This is a genomic window from Sphingobacterium sp. UBA6320 (assembly GCF_002440335.1).
Lineage (GTDB): Bacteria > Bacteroidota > Bacteroidia > Sphingobacteriales > Sphingobacteriaceae > Sphingobacterium.
In genome coordinates this window covers 276,682-302,864 of record NZ_DJTA01000028.1, presented here as the reverse complement: position 1 = coordinate 302,864, position 26,183 = coordinate 276,682, and the positions used below count along the sequence as shown (strand labels likewise).

Below are 26,183 nucleotides of genomic sequence, written 5' to 3'. Positions count from 1 at the left end.
TAAACCAATTGTAAGAGATTTCTTTAGCCTTTTAAGAGCAATTTCTTCTTGATTACTTTTTGATAAGCAATTTTTAAACTTAATATAAACATTATGAGTAGAGTGTTGTTTTCTACCCTTTTGTGTACAGCCTTTTTTGCAAATGATGCATTTGCACAAAGTAGACAAGTATCCGGTATCGTTAAAGACGCGAAAGATGCAAGTCCTTTGATTGGCGTTAGCGTTAGTGTAAAAGGGTCAGTGAATGGAGCCATTACAGATAAATCTGGAAAATTCATCCTGTCAGTTCCTACCAAAGATACAGAGCTTGTGTTGACCTATGTAGGATACAAGAGCATTACGGTCGTCGTCCCTACAGGAAGCTCCATCATCAATTTGGATATGGAGAGCCTTTCCAATGCATTGGAAGAAGTGTCCGTGAATATTGGATATGGTTCCGTTAAAAGGAAAGACTTGACGGGGGCCATATCTTCAATATCCGCTGATGTAATTCAAAAAGCTCCTGTTGCCTCCGCATTAGAAGCTATTGCTGGAAGGATGGCTGGGATCCAGATATCATCTACAGAAGGCTCTCCTGATGCGGAGATGAAGGTGCGGATTCGTGGGGGAGGATCCATAACAGGAGACAATGCTCCGCTTTACATTGTCGATGGATTTCCGGTCGCTTCTATTGCTGATATTGCTCCTTCAGATATTGAAACAATCGATGTTTTAAAAGATGCTTCTTCTGCGGCAATCTATGGTTCCAGAGGAGCGAATGGCGTGATCCTAGTCACCACCAAAGGAGCCAAGTCCGGTAAAACAGCCGTCAGCTATGCTGCGTACGGTGGTTTTAGAAATATAGCTAATACACTGGATGTACTTACTCCTGCCGATTATGTCAAATGGCAATATGAAAATGCACTACTGAATAACGACCTAGGAGGGTACACCAAGTACTTTGGCAATTACCAAGATATTGATCTGTATGATCAAGTCAAAGCAAATGATTGGCAGGATCTGGTATTTGGTAGAACGGGGAATGTTTTCAATCAAAATATCAGTCTAAGTGGAGGCAGTGATAATACCAAATATACACTGAGTCACACTTTTATCAAGGATAAAGCCATCATGGAGATGTCCGGTTATCAGCGCCAAAATCTAAATTTTAAATTAAACCATAAACCGCATAAAAGAGTTACTGTTGATTTGGGCATGCGCTTTTCAGATACCAAGATTGAAGGCGGAGGGACTAATGAACAGAAAGAAATATCTTCAGCAGATTCACGCTTGAAATATGCGATGCTCTATCCTCCTTTTGCCATTCAGGGGTTAACCAATACGGATGAGACTGATGATGAATTTAACCTATATAACCCATTGGAAGCCCTTTCCGATAATGATCAATTACAAAAGAGGAGGACCTATAACCTCAATGGAAGTGTTGCTTGGGAATTGGTTGATAACTTGAGAATAAAATCAGAAATTGGTTATGATGATTTTCGGAATGCCGATGAACGCTTCTATGGAAAAACAACTTATTATGTCGCCAATATTCCCGCTGCGGAAAATCAAGGTTTTCCCGCGATTGTTTTTACTAAATTAAATAAACAATCGCTTCGAAATGCCAATACATTGACCTATGACTTTAAAGATATGATGGGTACCCATCATAATTTAAATCTTTTGTTAGGGCAGGAGTATCTCAAAAGTATATCGGAGTCACATACGACAACGTTACATGGTTTCGCCAAGACATTCGGTTTTGACGATGCTCGAAAATTATCCGCACAAGGTGATGCAAATGCCATTGAAAACTACCTATTCCCTGATGATAAGCTCCTGTCATTTTTCGGTCGATCAAATTATGATTTTAAGGGTAAATATCTGCTAAGTGCCACATTTAGAGCGGATGGTTCATCCAAATTTTCTAAAAACAACAGATGGGGGTATTTTCCGTCAGCCTCTGGAGCCTGGCGCATTTCTGCAGAGCCCTTTATGGATAATTCCAAGCGTTGGCTAGACGATTTGAAGCTAAGAGCTAGTTACGGAACCGCAGGAAACAATAACATACCATCTGGTCAGATGACACAAACATTTGTCGTACAACCTACTAATTGGGTCAATGGTTTTGAAAGCTATTGGGCTGCATCAAAGATCATGGCCAATTCGGACTTAAAATGGGAAACCACAGTAACGCGCAATCTGGGTCTAGATTACTCCTTATTTGGTGGAGCGGTCACCGGTACCATAGATGCCTATTTAAATCATACTAAAGATTTACTCATCTTATTTTCAATTCCGGGATCGGGATATGATGGGCAATATCGCAATATGGGAGAAACCCAAAATAAAGGGCTGGAATTGTCGTTGGCATGGAAGGCCATACAGAAAAAGAATATAGATTTAAATCTCTCTGCAAATATCAGTTTCAACAGAAACAAAGTTAATTCTTTAGGTCTGATGGAAAGCTTCTATGCCCAAACTCAATGGGCATCTAGTGAGATCGATCCCGAGTATATCGTTCAGCAAGGACTGTCGGTAGGTAAGATGTATGGTTACTTAAATGATGGACGCTACGAAGTATCAGATTTTTCGGGATACGATGCAACGACAAAGAAATGGATCTTAAAAGATGGTGTTGCCGATGCTACGGTCGTGGTAGGAGCACTGAGACCAGGTATGATAAAATTGAAAAATATTGCAGGAGAAGGAAATCGTGTTGATGCGACAGATCGAACGATTATAGGAGATGCCAATCCAAGTCATACAGGAGGTTTTTCGATCTATAGTCGTATATATAACTTTGATATCTCAGCCTTATTCAACTGGAGTTACGGCAATGATATTTACAATGCCAATAAGATCGAATACACCTCAACAAGTAAATATTCGTCACGTAATATGATCTCGACCATGGCTGAGGGACAGCGTTGGACCAATTTATTGCCAGATGGAACTCTATCAAACGATCCCAATCAATTGGAAGAAATGAACCGCAATACGACAATGTGGTCTCCACATATGAAAAGTTTTGTATTCAGTGATTGGGCAGTTGAAGATGGTTCCTTCTTGCGCTTTAGTACGCTATCAGTAGGCTATACATTGCCTAATCAGTGGTTGAAAAAAGCGAGCGTCAAAAATTTACGTCTCTATGTAACGGGATATAATCTATTTACGTGGACCAATTATAGCGGTTTTGATCCCGAAGTGTCTACGCGTAGAAAAACAAACCTTACCCCTGGAGTTGATTATTCAGCTTACCCTAAGAGTCGGCTATTTGTTGCTGGTATTAATTTAAATTTTTAAGAAGATGAAAAGAATATATAGTAAAATTTCAATCTTACTTGTTGCTGCGAGTTTATCCGCTTCTTGTAGTAAGGTGTTGGATGCCCCTACCAAATCTTCATTAGATGAATCGATTATTTTTTCTACTCCAAGTTTAGCCTCTGGTGCTATAGCTGGGATTATACAGTCTTTTGGTGAGACAAACTCCTATAGGGGTCGGTATCTGGTGTTCTATGGTGTCAATACGGATACAGAAGTAAACAATGCGTTAAGAACAATTGCTGATGATAAATCGCGACTATCCAATTATAATACCAATGTGAATAATGGGCAGATGAACACGGATAATAACGCTTGGGCAAAATTTTATGAGGGGATAGAGCGTGCAAATATGGCGATTCGTGGTCTACGTACGTATGGAAATGTCGCGAATAATCCTGAATTAGCTCAAATCTTAGGAGAGGTATTGACATTGCGTGCAGTACTGTACAACGATTTATTAAAAGGATGGGGAGATGTCCCTGCTCGCTTCGAACCTTTAACAAGTGAAACCACCTATATCGAGAAAAGTGATCGCGATGTGATTTACAAACAGTTGTTACAAGATCTCGAAGAGGCCGCTACTTTATTGCCTTGGGCAAATGCAACCTCTACGACTTCTTCTGTGGAACGCGTAAATAAAGCTTTTGCAAAAGGGCTTCGTGCTCGTCTAGCTTTGGCAGCTGGCGGATTTTCTCAACGTTCTGATGGAACGATTAGAAGAAGCAATGATCCAGATTTAGCTGTAGCGAAAACCTATGCAATTGCTAAACAAGAGTGTCTGGATATTATCAATAGCGGTACACAACGGTTGTTGGATTTTGAGGAGGTATTCAAAACATTATGCCGCGAGTCTGGAGCTGCCGGGCTGGAGTCGATGTGGGAGATTCCATTTAGCGAGGGTAGAGGTCGTGTGATCTTTGATCTGGGAGTCAAACATACGACAGTGGATAAATACACCGGACAAAACAAAGGTGGTACTAATGGACCTAATCCAACGATGTATTATGATTATGAGGAGGGTGATTTGCGCAGAGATGTTTCTTGTGTTCCGTATGAATGGACCGGGGGCAAGCAAGTACCGACCAGTCTAAACAAATGGTACTTTGGTAAATATCGCTATGAATGGATGAGTCGCGTGGTGACTTCTACCAATGATGACGGTTTGAACTGGATGTATATGCGCTACGCCGATGTTTTATTGATGGCGGCTGAGGCGATTAATGAATTGGACGGTCCACAAGCAGCAGCTCCATATTTTAAACAAGTAAGGGCTCGTGCTTTTGCCAATAACACCGCAAAAGTGGATCAGTACATGAACCAAATTACACAAAGCAAAACCTTATTTTTTAATGCTATAGTCGACGAACGAGCCTTGGAGTTTGTGGGTGAAATGCTGCGTAAATCGGATCTTATTCGGTGGAATTTATTGAGTGAGAAGCTGAATGCATCCAAAATTAAATTACAGCAGTTGGAAGCGCGAACTGGAAAATATGAAGGCTTATTGTCCAAAATTTATTTTAGAACCGCAGCGGATCAAGAGACAGTAGAAATCTATGGGCTAAAAAAAGGAGATACAGATGCAGTCGGAAGCACATATGAATCTAGCAAAGCCTGGACATTGAATGCAGCCTCTGATGCTGTGAAGTATTGGGATGGTTTGTTTTTAAGAGATCCAGATCAACAGCAGTTTTGGCCCATTTGGCAAGTGTTTTTGGACGGAAGTAATGGCAAGCTGAATAATAATGGGTTTAATTTTCAGTAATTATTTAAATGAAAACAATAAATTATGATCAAGTTTAACAACTTCATATATCCTTTTATCCTTATTATTTCATTGGGAACGAGTGGCTGCAAGGATGACCGGTTTGCCGAAATAACCACCTTAGATGTAGACCGTGTATTTTCGCCCACATCATTAGAAACACGTGTTGTCAACCAGACAGGAGTGAGACTGACTTGGAAAGCGGTATCAAAAGCAACCTCCTATACCGTAGAAGTGTATGCTTCCAAAGATGAAAGTTTTTCTGGAGAGCCAGAACGTGTGGTTTCTGATATCCTTTTTGATCAGGTACCCTATACCATTACAGGACTTTCTGGGGATACCGATTATGCTGTACGGGTGAAGGCAGTTGGAGCAGATATCAAGGATTCAAAGTGGAGTTCGGCTACGTTTAAAACGAGCACTGAACAAATCTTTAAGGCTGTCGATGTATCCAAAATTGAAGCAAATGCAGCCTTTTTGGAATGGACTGCAGGAGAGAAGGCTACAACGATAGTACTTTCACCAGGAAATATCATTCATCAAGTGACAGCTGACGAAATCGCTAAAGGACAGGCAACAGTAAGTGGCCTAATTGGTGAAACCAATTATGTTGCCACTTTGATGAATGAATCAAAAGTACGTGGGACATTAAGCTTTACAACGGCAATTGATTTGGGGGGTGCGATTTTAATTACGACCGCCGCTGAATTGGAATCAGCAATTAAAAATGCCGTTGGTGGTGAAACATTTGCCTTAAAATCTGGAGAATATCTGTTGAGTACAGACCTGCTCATTAGTAAAGTAATCAGTATCAAAGGAATTGAATCGGTCAATAAGCCCGTTTTGATTAATGCCGGATTTATAGTGAGCGATGGGGCAGCACTTTCCATAAAAGATCTGATTCTGGACGGTAAAAAAGAAGTGGCTTCTACATTTATTTACAAACAGTTTGACAATGGAACATATGGAGATCTTCATGTACAAGATGTTGTGATCCGAAATTATAAAAATAGCTTACTGAATGTTGCTGACAAATCACTGATTAATGCGGTGCAATTTGAACAGGGCATTTTCCACAATATCGAAGGGACTGGCGGTGATTTTATTGATATCAGAAAAGGTTTGGTCAAAGGTTTGACATTCGTTAACAATACCGTTTACAACTGTGTTGCTGCAAGAGATTTGTTTCGTATGGATGCAGATGGCTCTACCAATTTTCCAAGTGAAAATGTTATCCTGAAAGTTTCAAACAATACATTTTATAATGTGGTTAATTTGAATACGAAAAGGTTATTCTATGTGCGAGCAACAAAAAATGAAATTTCATTTACGAAGAATATTGTTGCAAATACGGACGGCTTGCTGGCGAATCAAGCAGCCACGACATTAAAAACAGTAGCGAACAATAATTATTTTAATGCCGTAAATTTTACAGCAACATCATCTGCCAGTATAAAGATTGACCCATCGGGAACAACCCTGAACCCAGGATTTAAAGATGTTTCAAAGGGAGACTTTACAATTTCGAATAGCACGCTAAAAGAGAATGGTATTGGTGATATGAGATGGATTAAATAGTTTTGGTTGTTTAATTTATAGCCTGTCTAGTATAAATGGGCAGGCTATTTTTAGTCACCATCATAGAATATGATATGAACAAGATATTTTTGTTATTGATTTTAACAGCGCTCGCATCCTCTTTTTCGCTTGATAAAACGAGGGTGTATATCATAGGTGATTCAACCGCCGCGGATAAAAAAGCAAATGTCTTTCCTGAAACAGGATGGGGAACACCTTTTAAGCAGTTTTTTAATTCAGATGTAGAAGTCATTAATTTAGCCATTAACGGCAGGAGCACAAAATCATTCCGTAAGCCCAATGATTCAGTAGGACATACTAGCTGGTCGGAGGTGCTGAATGATTTGCGAGCAGGAGATTATGTTTTGATCCAATTTGGTCATAATGATGAAAAAGTGGACCGGCCCACAGTGGGTACAAGTTTGCAGGAATATGAACAGAATCTGATGCAATATGTGGCCGAAGTACGAGCAAAGAAAGCTCATCCCATTTTATTGACTTCTATAGTAAGAAGGAAATTTGAGGATGGTCAGTTGGTCGATACGCATGGGCAATATCCAGATCGGGTAAGGAGTGTTGCGCGTACATTAGGAGTTCCTATGATTGATATGGAAAAAAAAACGCGTACATTATTGATGGAGTATGGAGAAGAGTCTTCTAAAAACTTGTTTTTACATGTACCTCCTCCTCATCCCAATTATCCTAACGGAAAGATTGATGATACACACCTGAATGAGCGCGGAGCGCTTGTAATTGCCCAATTGGTCGTACAAGGGATCAAAGAGCAGTCGATAACATTAGCGCAAAAGATAAAATAAAAAGGGGCAAAGCCCCTTTTTATTTTAGAAAATGTATTTGGTACTTAAGAAATTGGAACTGTTGGAGCTCACAATATCATTAAGCATCTTTTTATTGTCATCTGTAAATTTGGCCGCAACGAGAGAACGGATAGAGAATGCACGCAATGCATCCACGACCGATAACGTACCTTCGGCACTGTCTTTACGACCTGTAAATGGAAAATTATCAGGACCTCTCTGGCATTGACAATTAATATTTACACGGCTTACCTGATTGACCAATGGATCAATTAAAGAAGAGATCACAGCAGCATTATTACTGAAAATACTAACTTGCTGACCATGCGAAGATTCAATTAAATATTCAATCGGTTCTTCTAAGTCATCAAAAGGTACAACAGGAATCACTGGACCAAACTGCTCTTCTCTATAAAGCTTCATATTGGCATTTACCGGATACATGATCGCCGGATACACAAATGATTCTTCTACTTGTCCGCCATTTGGATTGATGACCTTCGCTCCATTGGCAATGGCATCTTGGATACATTCGGTTAAGTATGCCGGTTTGTTTAATTCAGGTAATGGTGTTAGCGACACCCCTTTTTCCCAAGGCATACCAAACTTCAATTTCTCCACTTCTGCTGTTAAGCGTTTTAAGAATTCTTGTGCAATACTACGGTGTACGTACACTATTTTTATGGCTGTACAGCGTTGACCATTGAAAGAAAGTGACCCCAATACCGTTTCCGATACAGCTAAGTTAAGATCAGCATCTTTTGTGATAATCGCCGCATTTTTGGCATCCAATCCTAAAATGGCACGTAGGCGATTTACTTTAGGGTGCAGTTTTTTTAATTCATCTGCGACTTTACTAGAACCAATTAATGTTAATACGTTAATTTTTCCAGACTGCATCAAGCTCGGTACAATGTTGTTTCCTCTACCGTAGATGGTATTGACTACACCTTTTGGAAAACTAGTTCTGAATGCCTCTAACAAAGGGTAGTGCAATAATGTACCATGCTTAGGTGGTTTAAATAACAAGGTATTGCCCATTATCAATGCCGGTATAAGCGTAGTAAAGGTCTCGTTCAAAGGATAGTTAAAGGGGCCCATACAAAGTACTACACCGAGCGGTGAGCGTCTGATCTGAGCAATAATACCTTGTTCGATTTCAAATCTTGAAGACTGTCTGTCAATATCTTTTAAAGCATCGATCGTGGCATAGATGTATTCTACGGTACGATCAAATTCTTTGATGGAATCTGTATATGATTTTCCGATTTCCCACATGATCAATTTGACGACAATGTCTTTTTTCTCGATCATTTTTTTGGTGAAATTTTCGACACAGATGATGCGATCAGCCACACTCATTGTTGGCCATTCACCGCGACCATTATCAAAAGCTTGGACAGCAGCATCTAGCGCTGCCATAGATTCTTTTTCAGTACATACTGGAAAACTACCGATACGCTTTCGTTGAAGACCGTCCTTGGTCTTGACACATATAGGTGAAAAAACTTCATTGATTTGTCCTTCCCAAGGAATCATTTTCCCATCAGAAAGGAACTCGCGTTGATCGACTTGTTGTTCGAGCGTAAATTCAGGAGGGATGTTACTCTCCTCGTAGAAAATACTTTCTAATTCTAAGTTCATTTAGAGTTTAGTTTAATTATGGATTAGGTTGTTGAATATATTATAATTATAAATCTACGATTTTCATTTTAGGAACCAAAGCTTTCATGACTATCCATGCAATTAAATATGCAACAGCACAAAATGAAAAAATGATGAAATAGCCTGCTGCCTCGCCATGGAATCCCATAAATTTCATTTGAGTTTCTTTGGCATAATCAAATAGAACACCAGATATTTTGTTGATAATAAATGCACCAAGTCCTCCGGCTAAACCACCGATACCTGTTACTGTAGCAATTGCTTTCTTTGGAAACATGTCACCAACAGTTGAGAAGATATTGGCAGACCAAGATTGATGAGCTGCACCCGCAATACCGATAAAAACTACAGGAACCCAGTAAGACACATATCCTAGAGGTTGTGCAAATAAAACAATCAAGGGAATAAAAGCAAAGATCAACATCGCGCGCATTCTGCCTTCATACGGATTCATACCTTTCTTTTCGACAAAAAGAGTAGGTAGGTATCCACCGTAGATGGAGAATAGGGTAATCATGTATAGAACAAAAATGGCCAACTGTCCTTCGGTATCGGACGATTTAATGTCATATACAGCACTCAGATAAGCCGGCATCCAAAATAGGAAAAACCACCAAACACCATCAGTCATAAATTTTCCAAAAGCAAAAGCCCATGTTTGTTTATGCTTAAAACAATCTATAAAAGAGACTTTTGTCTTTTCATTTAGCTTTTGTTCTTCTGTATGATGTGCCGAATCTTGTAGGATATAAGTTAATTCACTTTCATTGACCTGAGGGTGTTCTTCAGGTTTCTTATACATAAATATCCAAAATCCCATCCAGACAAATCCCAAGGCACCGATAATAATAAAGGACATTTCCCAACCGTAGTACTTCGCTATTGTAGGAATAGTAATGGGGGCTACTAATGCTCCAATGGTAGCACCTGCATTGAAAATACTGGTTGCCAATGCACGGTCTTTTTTTGGAAAATATTCTGCTGTTGCCTTGATCGCTGCGGGAAAATTACCAGCTTCGCCAATGGCCAATACAAAACGAGCAAAAATAAATAAGGTGACACTCGTGCTGATCACCAAGCCCACATCATTGATCGTACCTATTACTTCTTTGGACTCCTCAAAATTTAAAAACCAATTGCCTGTCAGTTGCCCCGCTGTTGCGATACCACAAAAAGCATGTAGGATAGCACCGATAGACCAGATACCTATTGCCCAAAGAAATCCTTTTTTTGTGTCCATCCAATCGACAAAACGACCAGCAAAAAGCATACTCACCGCATAAAAAATGGAGAATAGTGCTGTTATTGTTCCGTAATCATTATTAGTCCAATGAAACTCTGGACTGATGAAGTCTTTCCAAGTTAGGGAGAGCACCTGACGATCTAAATAATTGATAGTAGTGGCAAAAAATAGGAGGGCACAAACGCTCCAGCGATACTTTGTTGGTTTATTATTGTTCATATTTTTAGGTACTTTTTCTTTACATGGTTGATATAAAGAAATGTAAGTTTGTTCGTATTCCTTTCAATAAGAGTATATCAATAGCTACGGACAAGTCCATCCTGGTAACTTAGGTTGATAAATGATTCTATACTCTAAAGTTAAGGCTTATAATAAAACTGAACAAAAAGAACTGCTTATATTTACGCAAACGTTTTCAGAGATCATCTGAATATGGAGCAGCTCTTTTTGTCCGCAATATTTAAAACCTAAAGTATGCTTTGGCATTGTTGTAGCAAATATCCTCAATGATCTTGCCGATCCATTCCTGATCATCTGGCAATTCCCCATTTTCAACATCGTCTCCAAATAGATTACAAAGTATACGTCTAAAATATTCATGCCTTGGGAATGAAAGAAAGCTTCTTGAGTCTGTCAGCATACCGACCATCCTACTAAGAAGTCCCATGTTGGACAAAGCGTTCAATTGTTTGGTCATACCATCCTTTTGATCTAAAAACCACCAGGCAGAACCAAATTGTATTTTTCCTGCAATCGAACCGTCATTAAAATTTCCGATCATCGAGGCGATCAATTCATTATCTGCAGGGTTGAGGTTATAAACAATCGTTTTGGCAAGTTGGTCTGTACGATCCAACTTATTCATAAACTTTGAAAGAGCCGTCGCTTGACTGAAATCGCCGATAGAGTCCCATCCCGTATCTGGACCCAGTATAGTGAGCATACGACTATTGTTGTTGCGTAATGCGCCAAGGTGATACTGTTGTACCCAGTTCTTTTCATGATCCAGTTCTGCAAAGTAGATGAGCATGGCAGATTTGAATTTTAAATTTTCTTGCAGACTGAGATCCTGTTTATTTCTGATTTTGGCAAATATTTGGATGATCTCCTGTTCGGTATAATCTTCGGCATAGATCTGGTTGATGCCATGATCTGATAGGCAACAGCCATTGGAGGCGAAAAAATCATGACGTGACCGAATGGCCTTACAGTAATCTTGGAATGAACTGATATCCATATCTGTACACTTTTCCAATTGATCTATGTATGAATTAAGCTCATCCACACGGTCGCAATTCATAGCCTTATCCGGTCTAAATGCGGGTAGCATCTTAAATGTTTCTTTTTCAGAAGCAAATTGTTGATGATCATTTAAGCTATCGATCGGATCATCTGTTGTGCATACCACTTCCACGTTCATCTTTTTGAGCAGACCACGGACATTAAATTCTGGTGATTGCAGTTGTTCGGAGATACGGTCGTAAATAGCTTTTGCATTTTTACCAGAAAGTATTTCTTCAATACCAAAATATCGTTTCAATTCGAGATGTGTCCAATGATAAAGTGGATTTCTCAAAGTATACGGAACTGTCTCTGCCCATTTGATAAATTTTTCCTCATCCGTAGCATCTCCAGTGATATACCTTTCATCTACACCATTGGTACGCATAGCTCTCCATTTATAATGATCGCCATATAACCAGAGCTGAGAGATATTATCAAAAGATCTATTTTCGACGATCTGCTGCGGTATAAGGTGATTATGATAATCAATAATGGGTTGATGTTTCGCAAAACCGTGATATAGATCTTGCGCTGTTTTTGTCGTTAATAAGAAGTTTTCGTCTAAAAAAGATTTCATATCAAATGGAATTATATGGATTTATAAACTCACTCCTCGTTTCCAAGGAATAAAATCATCTTGATTGAGTAAGACGGCTTTGGGTATAATCGCACCGCTCGCCGCTTGGATACAATAATGCAGTATATCTTCACCCATTTCTTCAATGGTCTTTTCACCATCGATAATCGGTCCTGTATTGATATCGATGATATCTGCCATTTGCGTTGCAAGTTTTGTGTTGGTTGCGACTTTGATGACGGGGCAGATGGGATTGCCTGTCGGAGTACCAAGACCTGTGGTAAATAAGATCAATGTTGCGCCTGATGCTGTTTTTCCCGTTGTGGCTTCCACATCATTGCCCGGTGTACAGACCAAATTAAGCCCAGATTTTGAATAAGATTCGGTATAGTCCAGCACATCTACAATAGGAGAGTTGCCTCCTTTCTTTGCCGCTCCATTACTTTTTATGGCATCGGTGATCAGGCCATCTTTAATATTACCCGGTGATGGATTCATATGAAAACCCGATCCAGCCTGTTCTGCAGAAGCGCTATAAGCTTGCATCAGGGAGATGAATTTTTTAGCGGCATGCTCGTCTATAGTACGATCAATCAAACTTTGTTCGGCCCCGCACAGCTCTGGAAATTCCGCTAAAAGAACAGTTCCACCCAAAGCCACTAATAAATCTGAAGTGTATCCCACAGCAGGATTGGCTGAAATTCCACTGAATCCATCGCTTCCGCCGCATTTGACTCCCAACACCAATTTGCTTAATGGAGCGGGCTGCCTTTCTATCTCATTGGCTTGGACTAGACCTTCAAATGTAGCGGTGATAGCTTCTTTGATCAGGATTTCTTCACTCTTGGACTGCTGCTGTTCGAAAATAAAAATAGGTTTATCGAAGTCTGGATTTCGATCCTTTAGATCGGTTAAAAAATCATTTATTTGAAGATTTTGACATCCTAAACTCAGAATGGTGATACCGCATACATTCGGATGATCTGCATAAGCGCCCAATAGCTTACTTAATATTGCCGCATCTTGACGAGTGCCACCGCAGCCTCCTTGGTGATTTAAAAATTTAATACCATCAATATTCTTAAAAACACGTTCAGAGGTTGGAGAAAAATGGACGAATTCATCCATATTGACCTGCTGTAATGGCCTTCCATTTTTGTGCGCATGTACTAGTGCCTTTGTAAATGACTTATATTTTTCAGAAACATTATAACCCAGTTCATTGTATAAGGCTTCCTTAATAATATCGAGATTTCTATTCTCACAAAACACGAGAGGAATGAATAACCAATGATTTGCCGTACCCACACGTCCATCTGATCGTACATAACCATTAAATGTTTTGCCTTTAAAAGAATCGATATGAGGAGCTGTCCACTGATAATCATAAGGACGAAAACAATAGGTATCTACTGCGTGTTTTGTATTGTCTGTATCCATACGACTTCCTTTGGCGATCGCATATTGAGATTTACCGACCAATACTCCATACATCAAAATATCATCACCGGCATGCATATCATCCATAAAGAATTTATGTTTTGCCGGAATATCAGCGGTAAGGGTGATATCACTACCTTTAAATGAGATGACCTCTCCCTTTTTCAGATCTTGCAGTGCGACCAGCACATTATCTAATGGGTGGATCTGTAAAAACTTAGTTTTCATACTTTAATTGCTCCTGTTTTTTTAAGACCGCCTCTATTCCTATACTGCTGATTTGTTGAATGTAGTTTGCTACAGCGTTATAAAATCCTGGAAAAGCCGATAGATCTTGTTCCCATACTGCAGTCGACTTTAAGATATCGCTGATCTGATGAGATCCTTTCGCCCATTGCTGGTATAATGCCGACGCATATTCATCCTGAATATTAAAATTGGAGGCGATATGTTGTGTCTGAAAAGCGCCATTGATTTCTTTGCTATCCATGAGGATTACATATGCCGCAAAACCTAAGGCGATATGTTCAGGTGCATGACGATGCAATTGATACCATTTGTTCAATAGACCCAGTATCCTTAATTTAATTTTGGAGGTATAATTTAATGAAATGGCTTTCCACTGGTGGTCCAAAAATGGATTGCGGAATCTGTCAATCACGGATTTTGAAAAAACCTGTACATCTTCATTTGTAATGGTCTCGTCCAAAATTGAAGGACCAATCTCTGTTTCCATTAAATCGGACACATACCCTAGAAAATCATCATTCTCCATTGCTTTTTTAACGGTATCAAAGCCCATTAACAGCGCGATTGCACAGGATAGGGTATGTGTTCCATTTAATAAGCGCAATTTAAGTTCTTTAAATTTTTGAATATCAGGAACGATCGCCACTCCATTATTGACTTGCGCAAAGGAAAGCTTTTCGATAACTTGAGGATCAGAAGACTCAATTGCCCATAAGCTAAAAGGTTCCACCATGATCATGAGTTCGTCGTCGTATCCTAATTTTGATGTTGTCTCTTTATAATCTTCAGATGCCAGCTTTCCAGGAACAATGCGGTCAACAAGTGTGTTGCAGAACGAATTTGCTGTTTTTATCCATCGGATAAAAAGCTGATTCATATGATTGATAGCAGCTAATTGAAGCACGTATTCTTTCAGTTGATCTGCATTATTACTGATTAATTCGGTAGGTAGAATAATGAATCCTGCATCGGGATCACCTTTGCACTCTTGAAATCTTGCAAATAATATCGCCAATAATTTCCCTGGGAATGAAGACGGTACTCCAACAGAAATATCTTCACTGCTCGATGTGATGCCAGCTTCTGTTGTATTGGATATGATGATTTTAATAGCAGGGTTGATCGCTGCTTCTATGATTTGATCCCAGTCTTTTGTAGCAGTCAAAACACGACTGATAGAAGCGTTGACAATCTGCTGGTTGACCGTTTCCTTATTTTCTATTCCGCGGACACAGGTGGTATAGAGATTGTCCTGTTGCTCAAAAGCAACAGTATCTCCTTGATCTGTCGATTTTACAATAACAATGCGGCCATTAAAAACCCCTTCTCGATTTGCCTTGTCGATATAGAAATCAGGAAGGCCTCTCAGTAATACACCAGTACCAAATTGTATAATTTTCTCTGGAAGATCAAAAACTGAATCCACTGGTTTCAGGACTTCGGTATTGGTAATTTCTGGTAGATTTTGGCGATTTAAAATCATTTTTTATTCCGTGTTTAATAATTAATTTGGATTCACTACATTATTTCTTTTGAGCCATTTAGGATAATCTTTTTGGAGAAGCTTCTCCGGCCAGTTTCCAAACCATGCATAGCCATTTTTTCTTTCTTCTGATAAATCTTCAAAATTGGATGTGATCAAATTGCCTCGATCACCGTAAATGGGTTTATTTGACTCAAGATCATAAAATCTTGCCCAAACAGTTGAAGATGTATCTGCGATCAAATGACGTATGGATCTTTTTGTTTTAGGGTCAATCTCATGGTCAAATCGATAACCTGCAATCTGATGTTGTTCAAACCACTTAATAGCAGCATGGATTGCTGTTATAATATCTGGAGATGGATTTTTTTGTGCCATTAAAAATCGAACTATACCAACAGATTCACTAGTACTCAATGCTGCTGGTTCAAAACTTCTGGCCTGAGCGGGTAAAAGAGACTCGGGGTCATATTGAGCAGACCATATCGTCAGCAGGCTGTCTTGTTTTACTTGTAGTTGTAGGATGATGGCAATGCCTCTTTCTACTGCAGACTGTGCCTTTGGGATATAGGATCTATCAACCAGTTCAAAGTCATTGTTGGCCGTCGCGATATCATGTAGTATCTGCAATGCATTGATCATCGCATCATCATTGAAGGTGATTTGGCTTCTATAGAGAGAAGTGTTGGGATAGTATTGAGGAAAACCACCATGGCTATATTGTGCCTCTAATAGGTAATCAATACCTCTTTCTGCCGCCTGTAAATACGTTATGTTTTTTGTTTTTTTGTAGGCTTTGATTAAAGTCGTTATCTCCCTCGTGGTTGCTTTATTGTCTATGGTTGCAGACTCGATAGTCGTGCTTTTTATCCTCGTTAAAAGCGATTTGCTGATCTCCAAGTCATAGTTAACCACACTTTTATCTTTTAGTTGCTTAGGCCACCCCCCATTTTTTAATTGATAAATCAGCATCTTTTCAGCCATAGGATCTTTGATCTCTTTGGGCTGAGCAAAACACAGCAGGTTGGAAAATAGCCAAAACATCACTGTTGTTAAAAATGAGTACCGCATAGCCATTAGTTTTTAATTTTTGAGATCAACCACGTTGTTAATTCTTCTGCTGCTTGAAAGTTTTGAAAATCTTTAGGCAATTTTCGACCATCCACATACTCGTTATATAACCAGGGATCTCCGATAGCGAAAACAGTTCCTTTCCCAAATGAAGCTGTGGCCATAATGATGTCATCATGATGCTTGACAAGCTCTTTTGCAGGATATTTTAGAGATAAAGTAGAAATTTCCTTGACATATATTTTGTTTACATCATGAAAAATACCCGTTCCTTTTGGCACATATACAGCACCCTCTTCATAATTATTATTTTTCACCCGATTCTTACTGTCCTCGTTAAAAGTAATTCCAAATTTTGTGGCTAACGTATTGAATTCTTTTATTTCGCAATTGCCAACGTCGTTGAGTAGTAATACAAGTACGCCTCCTTTTTTCACCCAATTAGCGATCTCAGAAGCAGATTGCTCAGTCATCATGTGGGGTTGTTCGGTTTCCTTTTCGGTATCAGGATCAACGATAATATAGATATTGGATCGGCTCAGATTGCTCAAGTTAGGAGCTGTTTTGAGTGTGTTGGTCTGGATATGCTTTCTGTTGAAAATTCTCCCCCAAAACGAAAAACCATTGTTGTCATCGCCATCCCATAAATAATGATAAGGTTTTAATTTTCCTGTTGGATCAGCTTTATATTCGTTATTGAAATAATTATCCAATGTAACGGTCAATTGCTTTCCTTTAGGCTGTTCTTGAAAGATTTCCATTTCCGAGGCAGCGAGTATAAATGGACCTACGCCCTTCGGGTCGTTGCTTACAACAGGTTCACTCATATAATACTCAAAACTTCCATCTCTATATTTTTTCTTTCCACCTAATCCCGATACTTCAACCACATGATTGAGATTGATCTGTCCATTTGTTGAAGTTGATATAAATTCTTTGAGAAGTCCTTCATATGCTTTTTGAGTATTTTTAGCATATCCTTTAGACACATATCCCAATCGGATACTTTTTGCTAAAGCATATACAAACATGCTTGAAGCCGATGCTTCAACATAATTTTCCTTGATATCTCCGCGATCCATCACATCAAACCAGACACCTGTTTTTGGATCTTGATATTTTACGATAGTCTTTAGCGTCCTATTCAAAAGATCAATCAAAGGCTGCCGATTGGCATTTTCAAGAGGGAAATAATCAAGTACATCTACTAATCCCATCACATACCAACCCATCCCTCTTGCCCAAAAATTAGGAGATTGCCCCGTCTTGGCGTTTGCCCATTTTTCTGCCCGAGACTCATCCCAGCCATGATAGAGTAGTCCCGTCTTCTGATCTTTGGCATTCTTTTCCATCCAAAAGAACTGATTGGCGATATCGTTGTACTCATCTGTCAGATTCATGAGCGCAGCATATTCTGCTCGGAAAGGTTGAGCCATGTACAGTCCATCCAACCACATTTGATTGGGATAGATTTTTTTATGCCAATAGCCACCTTCTTGAGTTCTAGGGTGATTTAATAGCTGTTTGTAAAGAGCATGGCAAGCTTTTAAGTATTTTTCTTTTTTTGTGACTTTGTAAAGTAAGAGCAGTGTACGTCCATTTTTGATATGATCAATATTAAAGTCTTTCGCCGAATAATTTTTTATGGTCCCATCTTGTCCGACAAACTTATCCATCCAAGATTCGATATAACTAAAGTACGAGCTATTTCCCGTATTTTTCCATGTTTCAGCAACCCCTTCAAGCACCACGCCCATATCGTAAGTCCATTTTGGTCCTTTGGTGTTATTCACAAAAACACTATCCTTAAATAGTTTATCAATGGCAGTTTGCGTCATTTTTTCAGATAAAGGTATCTGACCAAAGCCATGTGTATATAGACTACAGACAAGTAATATAAGAGCAACTATTTGTTTCATCACAGGTTATTTTTTGATTTTCAGTACAGATTTTGATAATCCAGATGCTATCTTGCTTATTGTTTTAGCCTTGTTTACATCTGTTTTGATGACTTGGATATTTTTTGAATTTTCTCCATACAGATCAAACAGCAGGGTAGCATCATCCTGATATTTTAAGTTTTCAAAAACAATATTTTGTGCATTTTCAATATGTACTACCGGTGTAGTCTCTTTTGAAAAAATGGTGATATCCTTGAGTTTTATGTTAGACGCTTCGATGATATCAATACCCTTTTTTGCCTGTATCGTTACCTTTTCGATGGTTATATCTTGGATATTCATTTCAGGTAGACCTCTGAAAAATATTCCTTTTTCAGCCCCGTTGACAAATACATTTTTAATATGAAAATTTTTGAATTGAGGAGTTTCCTCAGTGACAGGTATTTTTTCAGCTTTAACTTTTTCTCGCTTCTCTCCAGCCATAGGAACAGGATCAACGGCTTCATAGTACATGTCAAATAGAATAGCCTCTCCAGGTATATCGATCATATTGATGTTCTCGATAAAAATATTTTCAACGGTACCCCCTCTTCCTCTTTTTGTTTTAAATCTTAAGCCGATATCCGTTCCAATAAAACTGCAGTCTTGAACCCAGATGTTTTTGGCACCGCCACTCATCTCACTGCCGATCACAAATCCACCGTGGGCATGGTAAACCACATTGTTGCGGATTAATACATTTTCCGTAGGTTTTCCTCGTTCCCTTCCCGATTTGTCACGTCCCGATTTGATACAGATACCATCATCGCCTACATCAAAAGTGCAATCTTCGATCAGTACATTTTTACATGACTCAATATCAACACCATCTCCATTCTGTCCATACCATGGATTGCGGACCAATAGACGGCGCAATGTCAAGTCTTCGCACAACAAGGGGTGAAGATTCCATGCTGGAGAATTTTGTATGGTGACACCCTCTAGGAGCACTTTTTTGCAATTGGTCAACACCAATAGATTGGGACGTAGAAAATCTTTTATATGTTCATAATCGGAGGAAGATGTCCCAGCAGTCATGACACCCGCTTTTTTATCTTTAGATCCGGCCAATGATTTTTCAGAAGGATACCAGATCTGACTTGATTTGTCTACAACGCCGCCCGAATTAACAAGATTTTTCCATTGCGAATCTGTGAGTTTACTTTTCTTGACCATTCTCCATGCATCACCATTGCCATCGATAACGCCCGAACCCGTAATCGCAATATTAGTTAGATCAGTTCCGGAGATTGGACTCTGATTGCGCCAAGCAGGTTGTCCTTCCCAATTTGCTGCTATCAATTTATATTGATCAAAATCATCCGTAAAGAATAGGATTGCATCTCTTTTTAAATGAAGATTGACATTACTTTTTAAGATAATAGGACCTGTCAGCCAAAGTCCTGATGGAACTAGCACAACACCACCACCTTGAAGACTACTCTGTTCAATCGCCTTATTAATAGCAGTTGTATTTAAAAAATGGCCATCTCCTTTTGCCCCGTGATTGACGATATTGATCGTGTCGGAGCGGAATGATACTGTTTGAACAACCGGAGGTTGAGGTGCTTGAGCAAAGACAGAAGAACCAGACAGTACTATAACTGCTAGGATACCTTTTTTGATGCTACTGAAATAATTACGGGAAGTCCTCATAATTAGGAAGTCTTAAAGTTTATAATTGGGTTGTATGTAACACAAGTGTACGATCTTTGTCGATGAAATCGAAGTGAAATCTATGCAATCGTTACCGGTAAATCATGGGTTTTTGATGATATCGCTGGGATCCCAGTCATCAAAATAAGTATTGATCTGATATTTTTCCGCTTCGGAATGTGTTAACTGGTGACTCCAGTGCACGCGTTTCTCCACGTGGCTACCAGGTCCCTTATTTCCATATTCGGCAAAGTATGCTGTTTTTTCATTTTCAATATTGCGCCAGTTGTCCCACCCGCCTTCATCAATAAAGTCTGGCAATGTCGTGTGTTGAAAAATAACTTTAGCATGGGGACGCCACGGCCTTCCTAAATAGAATTTTCCTGTAGATCGGTCACCGATGATCAGACATTGATTGAAAAGATATCCGTTTTTGACGTCTATCGGTGTTGATGCTGCTGTGATATAACCACTATTCTTGCATTTTAAAATACATTTTTCAAACCATACCGTAGACGAGCCAAAGATAAAGTCGACTGTGCCTTCGATATGACAGTTTACATACAACTGTCGAGCACCCTTGCCATAAGTATACAGCGTATCTTGGAAACCCAAGAAAATGCAATTTTGAAAAATAGCTTTATCGGCAGCTATCCATGCGGCTACCGCTTGACCTACGGGTCCAGAAGAGTTTTCAAAGGTGATATTTTGAGCATAGAAACCATCACCGTAGATCAATATGCTTGATGAGCCTGAAGTACCGATCTCTTCGCCAAAGCTGTTTTTCTTCTGAGCGAAATCATCATAGGTAAGGGCAACTTGTTGGTTTGGTTCGCCAATCAGTTGAATAAGTTGCTTCGAGCCCGCAATAATGATCTTTTCTTTATAGATGCCCTTTTTTATTAATATGCGGGTAGCTTTTTTTCTAAAGTCAGGTGTGGCATTTATTGCTTCTTGCACTGTACTAAAATCGCCATTCCCTTCTTTGGATACGATGTAATCATATTCTTGAGCATAGGACACAGGTATCAATTGCAATATAATCAGTAAAATAAAAATGATACGTTTTGACATCATGAGATCGGGTTACTGGTATTGGTATAGCTCTAAAATAAGGAATAAAAAGACGAATCAAGAGATTTCACCTATCATAAAATATGCAAACGTTTTCGGGAACGATTGCATAATCAGGATTTGTGATTGCGTCCGATTAGCAGTAAACTTGTTGTAACCAGTGCTTCCTTTGACATAGGTATAGGCTTACTTTTTTTATGTGATGTTGGATAAATATGAAAAGACTTCTTATCAGTATCTTTTGCTTTTTTTTAGTAATCTTTTGTTGTGCCCAACAGAAGAAAATGCTCATCGTAGGGCAGCACGGAGAGGGATATCCAACAATTCAAGAAGCGATCCATGCGGTGCGGGATTTTTACGAGTCTCCAGTTACGATATTCGTACACAAAGGGATTTATCATGAAAAGCTGAAAATACCCTCATGGAAACATTTTATACATATAGTAGGGGAAGATAGAGATTCGACCATCATTACAAATGACGATTATTCAGGTAAAAGAAATGTACAAAATGAGTTTCTAACTCCTTTTAATACTTATACCTCCTACACGGTTCTTGTAGCAGGCAATGACTGTGTCATTGAAAATCTGACGATACAGAATACTGCTGGAGAAAAGGGGCAGGCTGTGGCGCTGCATATTGATGCTGATCGTACGATCGTTCGTAATTGTAAGATCCTGGGGTGGCAAGATACTTTTTATTTGGCGCGAGCAGGATCAAGAAATTTCATCGACCAATGTTTTATTTCAGGAAGTACAGATTTTATATTTGGAGCAGCAACAGCTGTTTTTTCTAAATGTACGATTGAAAGTTTAAAGAACTCTTATATTACGGCACCTTCAAACTCATATGGTCACCCTTATGGATTTGTATTTTTAAATTGTGATCTGCGCGCAAAAAATGAGCAGGTAAATCAGGTTTATTTGGGTAGACCATGGCGCTCTCATGCTAAAGCTATGTTTTATGCCTGCAACTTGGGCTCACATATAGTCGCTGAAGGTTGGGATCCATGGAATGGAGATACCATGTTTCCGGATAAATATAAAACAGCGGTTTTTTTAGAAATTAACTGCAGAGGAGAGGGGTTTAAACAGTTGTCCAAACGTGTTCCTTGGTCTAAGCAAATCCTAAATAATAACTATAAGCAACCCAGTCTTTCATCGATATTTACAGATTGGAAACCAACAGAAAATAGCAATTGAATTGATCCATAGAATGATGTCTTTAATCCGCTTTTTTACCGTTGAAACGGATAAGCAATAAAAATTTCAAAATCATGAAGGTTCGTATTTTACTTCTTATTCTTAATAGTTTGTGTTTCTTGCTCCACGCACAGGAGATCTTGAAAGTTGACAGCTCTTTTACTTTACAAGGTACCTTTGCTAAAGAAAGTAAGAAAAGACCTTATATTACTTTGGCAGAAAAAGTAGACAGTACAGTTTTGACCATCCGTCAAATCCCATATAAAAAAACAGATGATAGGATATTATCCTTAGATGCCTACATCCCTCAAAATTTTGACACCCGTTATCCTTGTCTCATTTTAGTACATGGAGGGGGATGGCGCTCTGGCAATAAAGAGATGATGGCAACGATGGCAAATGCCTTAGCACATCAATTTGTAGTTCTGAGTGTGGAATATAGGCTTTCGTTAGAAGCTAAATTTCCCGCAGCATATACAGATTTAATAGATGCGGTCTTATGGGCCAAAAGTCAGAAGCAATTGCCGATCGATACGGCTCGAATTGCGGTAATCGGTACCTCTTCGGGAGGTCAGTTAGCAAGTTTATTGGGTACAAATAGTGATGCAAATAAAGAAGCATATGTTCAGGCCGTTGTCAATATTGACGGGATTGTAGCTTTTAATCATCCAGAATCTGAAGAAGGGGAGATGGCTTCATTTTGGCTAGGAGGAACATATGATCAGGAGCCTGCACAATGGGAAAAAGCCTCACCTTTGTATCAAGTCAATATCTCCACGGCAAAGACATTATTTTTGAATAGCTCCATACCCCGTTTTCACGCAGGGAGAGATGATATGATACGTAAGATGCATGATTTAGGGATCTATACAGAGGTTTTTGCATTTGAAGACTCTCCGCATACCTTTTGGTTTTTTAATCCTTGGTTTCAGCCCATGATCGATAAAATCATCACCTTTCTCCATAAAAACCTATAATCTGTTATGGCGCTCTTCCGGATGGGGTATAGGTACGCGCTATCTTTAGTAAGATTATAATTGGGTATAAAAGCAAATTTATCTAAGTTTGTTTTATGATTGCTCTTATAAATGCAATCACATAAAAGTTTTTAGAATGGAACTGCAAGCACTGTACAACATATTCAAACAATATCCTGCGGTATCAACTGATACACGTCATATCTTACCTGATTCACTCTTTTTTGCTTTAAAAGGAGCCAATTTTAATGGAAATGAATTTGCAGAACATGCGCTGGTTTCTGGTGCTCGATACGTGATCATTGATGAGGTCCAATACAAAAAAGATGATCGATTTATACTCGTTGATGATGTTTTGAAAACCTTACAAGCTTTGGCACATTATCATCGCCAACAATTTGAGATTCCTTTTATTGGTGTCACAGGTACCAATGGTAAGACCACGACTAAAGAGTTGTTGCATGCCGTGCTATCCAGAACCTATAAGACCTATGCGACCAAAGGAAATTTGAATAACCATATAGGCGTTCCCTTGACCTTGTTAGCGATTGATCAGACAATCGAAATCGCTATCATCGAAATGGGAGCAAATCATATTGGTGAAATTGATTTTTTATGCCAGATTGCAGCACCTACTCATGGGCTGATCTCCAATGTAGGTAAAGCGCACTTGGAAGGATTTGGTTCTTTTGAGGGGGTGAAGAAAGCAAAAGGAGAACTGTATGATTGGTTACAAGATAGTCAGGGAACATTGTTTCTGCAGGGGGATAATCCTTTTTTGAAAGAAATGGCAGCACAACGACATATCAATAAGGTGGTAACCTATGGTTTTTCCGAGTCTAATGCCATCATTGGCCGTTTGATCAAGGCAAATCCATTATTGCAAATCGAATGGCATCTTCAACAATCGGAACAAGTCTTTCAAGCAGATACCCAATTAACGGGTTCTTACAATACAGAAAATTTCTTAGCAGCGATCGCACTGGGACATTATTTTGATGTTCCTCTTGGGCTTATCAACGAAGCCATTTCAGAATATACACCTACTAATAATCGATCTCAGATAACAAAGACAGACCGCAATACCGTGATCTGTGATTATTATAATGCGAATGCAACGAGTATGGAGGCCGCATTGACTAATATGGGGATCATCGAAGCTGAGCAGAAAGTCATTATCTTGGGTGATATGTTTGAGCTTGGAGATGAATCTTCTTTTGAACATCAAAAAGTGGTAGATCTTGCCAAAACAATTGTAGGAGCACGCTTGATTTTCGTCGGCAAAGCATTTTATGAACACAAAGATGGCGATTCTGAGTTTTTTGAAACGACCGATGATGTGAAATCGAGCCTATCCCTCCATCCGATCTCCGGTGCAACTATCCTGTTGAAAGCATCCCGAGGAATGGCCTTTGAAAAGCTGATGAAAGTGTTGTAATATATTGATATTAAATTGTATAAATAATAAAAGGCTTGATTATTCAAGCCTTTCATGTATAAAAAAGGTTAACTACATAACAGATCTACGATCTGTTTAGCCTCTTTAACATCATGCACACGCAACAGCTGTACGCCTTTGCTCAGGAGTAAAGTATGGAGGGCTGTTGTCCCATTTAGGGCCTCTTGTGGAGTTATTCCCAATTTTTTATAGATCATAGATTTTCGGGAGATTCCCCCAAGTAAAGGAAGGCCAAAATAATGGAGCTCATCGACGCGATGTAGCAGTTCATAATTTTGTTCTATTGTTTTTGCGAAACCATAGCCAGGGTCAAGGATGATGTCTTTCACCCCGAGTTTTCGTAAAGCTGCAATTTTTTGTCCAAAATAGGTAGCAACATCAGTGACGATATCCTGATATGCGGTTAATTGTTGCATATTTTCAGGAATGCCGCGCATATGCATCAAAATATATGGGACCTGCAATTTCGCTACGGTTTCGAACATAAGAGGATCTATAGTGCCTCCAGATACATCGTTTATGAGATGTACACCAGCATGTATACAGGCCTCGGCCACATCTGCTCGGAAAGTATCTATAGAAAGTATGGCATCTGGAAATGTACTTACTATGGCTGCGATAGCGGGTAGTGCTCGGTCCAGCTCTTCTTGAGAACTGATCAATGCTGCTCCAGGTCTTGAAGAATAAGCCCCAATGTCGATGATGTCAGCGCCCTCTTCAAGTAACTTTCTAGTCTGGATAAGTATTTGTTCTATCGTATTATTTTGTCCCCCATCAAAAAAAGAGTCTGGCGTCACATTTAATATTCCCATGATGATGGGACGATCAAATGTCATTATTTGACCTTTTAAGTTGATCGATTGAGCGGCTGTAGTATGGATCATTTTCATCGTCTACAAAGGTATCAAGCTTATTTAATAAATGCTACAAATAAAAACAGGCTAATTCCGTTGGAAATAGCCTGTTCAGTGTTTTTATAGTACGTTTATTTTACGACCAATACGCCGTCTGCAACAAAAGTGATTTCATTTGTCGCTTCTTTGACTTTTGCGTAGCCATCTAAAACTACATTTTTTCCGATGAGGTCAGTGGGTACAAAATAGCTATAGTCGGTAAAGCGAACCATAACAGGCTCTTTGTCTCCTGTTCTCTCAAGGGTCAAATAACAGCCCTTTTTTTTGCAAACTTCAACAACTTTGCCCGTGACTTTACCCGTAAATTTGGCAGATGTCTCCAACGATTTTTCCAATTTGTCAACTGTAATTGCATTAGAGTTATCAACCTTTTTGCCATATTGTACACCAACCTTCGCAGGTGTAATTTCTTTTTGTTGCGCTTGACTATTCCATGAAAAGCCAAATGCTAACGCTACGAATAATATTAATTTTTTCATGTT

The 26,183-nt window shown here is 39.2% G+C and carries 18 protein-coding genes; 7 read left to right on the top strand and 11 right to left on the bottom strand.

Translation table 11 applies throughout. The features are described 5' to 3' along the window. The first annotated feature begins 93 nt into the window (after positions 1–93). The 4 genes from B3P23_RS18205 to B3P23_RS18190 all read left to right on the top strand — a co-directional run bounded on the left by B3P23_RS18205 (position 94) and on the right by B3P23_RS18190 (position 7,467). On the top strand, positions 94–3,288 hold the full coding sequence (locus B3P23_RS18205) for a SusC/RagA family TonB-linked outer membrane protein (RefSeq protein WP_293928580.1): 3,195 nt from the start codon (positions 94–96) through the stop codon (positions 3,286–3,288). A 4-nt stretch (positions 3,289–3,292) separates the two neighbouring features. Further along, on the top strand, positions 3,293–5,071 hold the full coding sequence (locus B3P23_RS18200; protein WP_293928578.1) for a RagB/SusD family nutrient uptake outer membrane protein: 1,779 nt from the start codon (positions 3,293–3,295) through the stop codon (positions 5,069–5,071). A gap of 24 nt (positions 5,072–5,095) precedes the next feature. Further along, on the top strand, positions 5,096–6,649 hold the full coding sequence (locus B3P23_RS18195) for a DUF5123 domain-containing protein (protein WP_293928576.1): 1,554 nt from the start codon (positions 5,096–5,098) through the stop codon (positions 6,647–6,649). A gap of 74 nt (positions 6,650–6,723) precedes the next feature. After that, complete coding sequence (locus B3P23_RS18190; protein WP_293928574.1) at positions 6,724–7,467, top strand: rhamnogalacturonan acetylesterase; 744 nt, start codon at positions 6,724–6,726, stop codon at positions 7,465–7,467. 24 nt (positions 7,468–7,491) lie between these two features. Here the strand turns inward: B3P23_RS18190 and B3P23_RS18185 are convergent, their stop codons facing one another. From B3P23_RS18185 to B3P23_RS18145, 9 genes are all read right to left on the bottom strand, one after another. Beyond that, a complete protein-coding gene (locus B3P23_RS18185; RefSeq protein ID WP_045752971.1) occupies positions 7,492–9,111 on the bottom strand; it encodes an NADP-dependent glyceraldehyde-3-phosphate dehydrogenase in 1,620 nt (539 codons plus the stop codon). A gap of 46 nt (positions 9,112–9,157) precedes the next feature. Further along, a complete protein-coding gene (locus B3P23_RS18180; RefSeq protein ID WP_045752970.1) occupies positions 9,158–10,594 on the bottom strand; it encodes an MFS transporter in 1,437 nt (478 codons plus the stop codon). A 241-nt stretch (positions 10,595–10,835) separates the two neighbouring features. Beyond that, a complete protein-coding gene (uxaC, locus tag B3P23_RS18175) occupies positions 10,836–12,236 on the bottom strand; it encodes a glucuronate isomerase (RefSeq protein WP_293928571.1) in 1,401 nt (466 codons plus the stop codon). A gap of 21 nt (positions 12,237–12,257) precedes the next feature. Further along, on the bottom strand, positions 12,258–13,904 hold the full coding sequence (locus tag B3P23_RS18170) for a UxaA family hydrolase (RefSeq protein WP_293928569.1): 1,647 nt from the start codon (positions 13,902–13,904) through the stop codon (positions 12,258–12,260). Continuing rightward, positions 13,894–15,408 carry a tagaturonate reductase gene (locus B3P23_RS18165; RefSeq protein WP_293928567.1) on the bottom strand — a complete coding sequence of 505 codons (1,515 nt, stop codon included), beginning with the start codon at positions 15,406–15,408 and terminating at the stop codon, positions 13,894–13,896. The genes B3P23_RS18170 and B3P23_RS18165 overlap by 11 nt, the downstream gene beginning before the upstream one ends. A gap of 21 nt (positions 15,409–15,429) precedes the next feature. Beyond that, entirely contained in the window at positions 15,430–16,479 is a 1,050-nt protein-coding gene (gene pelA / locus B3P23_RS18160; protein WP_293928565.1) for a pectate lyase, read from the bottom strand. 5 nt (positions 16,480–16,484) lie between these two features. After that, positions 16,485–18,398, bottom strand: coding sequence for a glycoside hydrolase family 88/105 protein (locus B3P23_RS18155; protein ID WP_293928563.1), 1,914 nt, complete (start codon positions 18,396–18,398; stop codon positions 16,485–16,487). 6 nt (positions 18,399–18,404) lie between these two features. Then, a complete protein-coding gene (locus tag B3P23_RS18150; RefSeq protein ID WP_293928561.1) occupies positions 18,405–20,075 on the bottom strand; it encodes a glycoside hydrolase family 28 protein in 1,671 nt (556 codons plus the stop codon). A gap of 102 nt (positions 20,076–20,177) precedes the next feature. Further along, the gene (locus tag B3P23_RS18145) at positions 20,178–21,152 is read right to left on the bottom strand and encodes a pectinesterase family protein (protein ID WP_293928559.1); all 975 of its coding nucleotides are present in this window, start codon (positions 21,150–21,152) and stop codon (positions 20,178–20,180) included. Positions 21,153–21,364: 212 nt separating this feature from the next. On the opposite strand from B3P23_RS18145, the gene B3P23_RS18140 reads away from it, so the two are divergent. From B3P23_RS18140 to B3P23_RS18130, 3 genes are all read left to right on the top strand, one after another. Next, a complete protein-coding gene (locus B3P23_RS18140) occupies positions 21,365–22,351 on the top strand; it encodes a pectinesterase family protein (protein ID WP_293928557.1) in 987 nt (328 codons plus the stop codon). A gap of 74 nt (positions 22,352–22,425) precedes the next feature. After that, a complete protein-coding gene (locus tag B3P23_RS18135) occupies positions 22,426–23,328 on the top strand; it encodes an alpha/beta hydrolase (RefSeq protein WP_293928555.1) in 903 nt (300 codons plus the stop codon). Positions 23,329–23,464: 136 nt separating this feature from the next. Further along, positions 23,465–24,766 (top strand): UDP-N-acetylmuramoyl-tripeptide--D-alanyl-D-alanine ligase, encoded by a 1,302-nt coding sequence (locus B3P23_RS18130; RefSeq protein WP_293928554.1) that lies wholly within the window; start codon positions 23,465–23,467, stop codon positions 24,764–24,766. A 68-nt stretch (positions 24,767–24,834) separates the two neighbouring features. Here the strand turns inward: B3P23_RS18130 and folP are convergent, their stop codons facing one another. Both folP and B3P23_RS18120 read right to left on the bottom strand, forming a co-directional pair. Continuing rightward, positions 24,835–25,677: a dihydropteroate synthase gene (gene folP / locus B3P23_RS18125; protein WP_045752960.1), complete on the bottom strand. Its 843-nt coding sequence runs from the start codon at positions 25,675–25,677 to the stop codon at positions 24,835–24,837. A gap of 95 nt (positions 25,678–25,772) precedes the next feature. Beyond that, the gene (locus B3P23_RS18120) at positions 25,773–26,180 is read right to left on the bottom strand and encodes a DUF4920 domain-containing protein (protein ID WP_052627500.1); all 408 of its coding nucleotides are present in this window, start codon (positions 26,178–26,180) and stop codon (positions 25,773–25,775) included. Between the last annotated feature and the right edge of the window lie 3 nt (positions 26,181–26,183).

Coding starts and splice junctions, on each gene's coding strand:
- B3P23_RS18130 (WP_293928554.1), top strand. CDS start 23,465: ATGGAACTGCAAGCACTGTACAACATATTCAAACAATATCCTGCGGTA.
- B3P23_RS18200 (WP_293928578.1), top strand. CDS start 3,293: ATGAAAAGAATATATAGTAAAATTTCAATCTTACTTGTTGCTGCGAGT.
- B3P23_RS18140 (WP_293928557.1), top strand. CDS start 21,365: ATGAAAAGACTTCTTATCAGTATCTTTTGCTTTTTTTTAGTAATCTTT.
- B3P23_RS18155 (WP_293928563.1), bottom strand. CDS start 18,398: ATGAAACAAATAGTTGCTCTTATATTACTTGTCTGTAGTCTATATACA.
- B3P23_RS18145 (WP_293928559.1), bottom strand. CDS start 21,152: ATGATGTCAAAACGTATCATTTTTATTTTACTGATTATATTGCAATTG.
- folP (WP_045752960.1), bottom strand. CDS start 25,677: ATGAAAATGATCCATACTACAGCCGCTCAATCGATCAACTTAAAAGGT.
- uxaC (WP_293928571.1), bottom strand. CDS start 12,236: ATGAAATCTTTTTTAGACGAAAACTTCTTATTAACGACAAAAACAGCG.
- B3P23_RS18185 (WP_045752971.1), bottom strand. CDS start 9,111: ATGAACTTAGAATTAGAAAGTATTTTCTACGAGGAGAGTAACATCCCT.
- B3P23_RS18190 (WP_293928574.1), top strand. CDS start 6,724: ATGAACAAGATATTTTTGTTATTGATTTTAACAGCGCTCGCATCCTCT.
- B3P23_RS18205 (WP_293928580.1), top strand. CDS start 94: ATGAGTAGAGTGTTGTTTTCTACCCTTTTGTGTACAGCCTTTTTTGCA.
- B3P23_RS18170 (WP_293928569.1), bottom strand. CDS start 13,904: ATGAAAACTAAGTTTTTACAGATCCACCCATTAGATAATGTGCTGGTC.
- B3P23_RS18195 (WP_293928576.1), top strand. CDS start 5,096: ATGATCAAGTTTAACAACTTCATATATCCTTTTATCCTTATTATTTCA.
- B3P23_RS18150 (WP_293928561.1), bottom strand. CDS start 20,075: ATGAGGACTTCCCGTAATTATTTCAGTAGCATCAAAAAAGGTATCCTA.
- pelA (WP_293928565.1), bottom strand. CDS start 16,479: ATGCGGTACTCATTTTTAACAACAGTGATGTTTTGGCTATTTTCCAAC.
- B3P23_RS18180 (WP_045752970.1), bottom strand. CDS start 10,594: ATGAACAATAATAAACCAACAAAGTATCGCTGGAGCGTTTGTGCCCTC.
- B3P23_RS18165 (WP_293928567.1), bottom strand. CDS start 15,408: ATGATTTTAAATCGCCAAAATCTACCAGAAATTACCAATACCGAAGTC.
- B3P23_RS18135 (WP_293928555.1), top strand. CDS start 22,426: ATGAAGGTTCGTATTTTACTTCTTATTCTTAATAGTTTGTGTTTCTTG.
- B3P23_RS18120 (WP_052627500.1), bottom strand. CDS start 26,180: ATGAAAAAATTAATATTATTCGTAGCGTTAGCATTTGGCTTTTCATGG.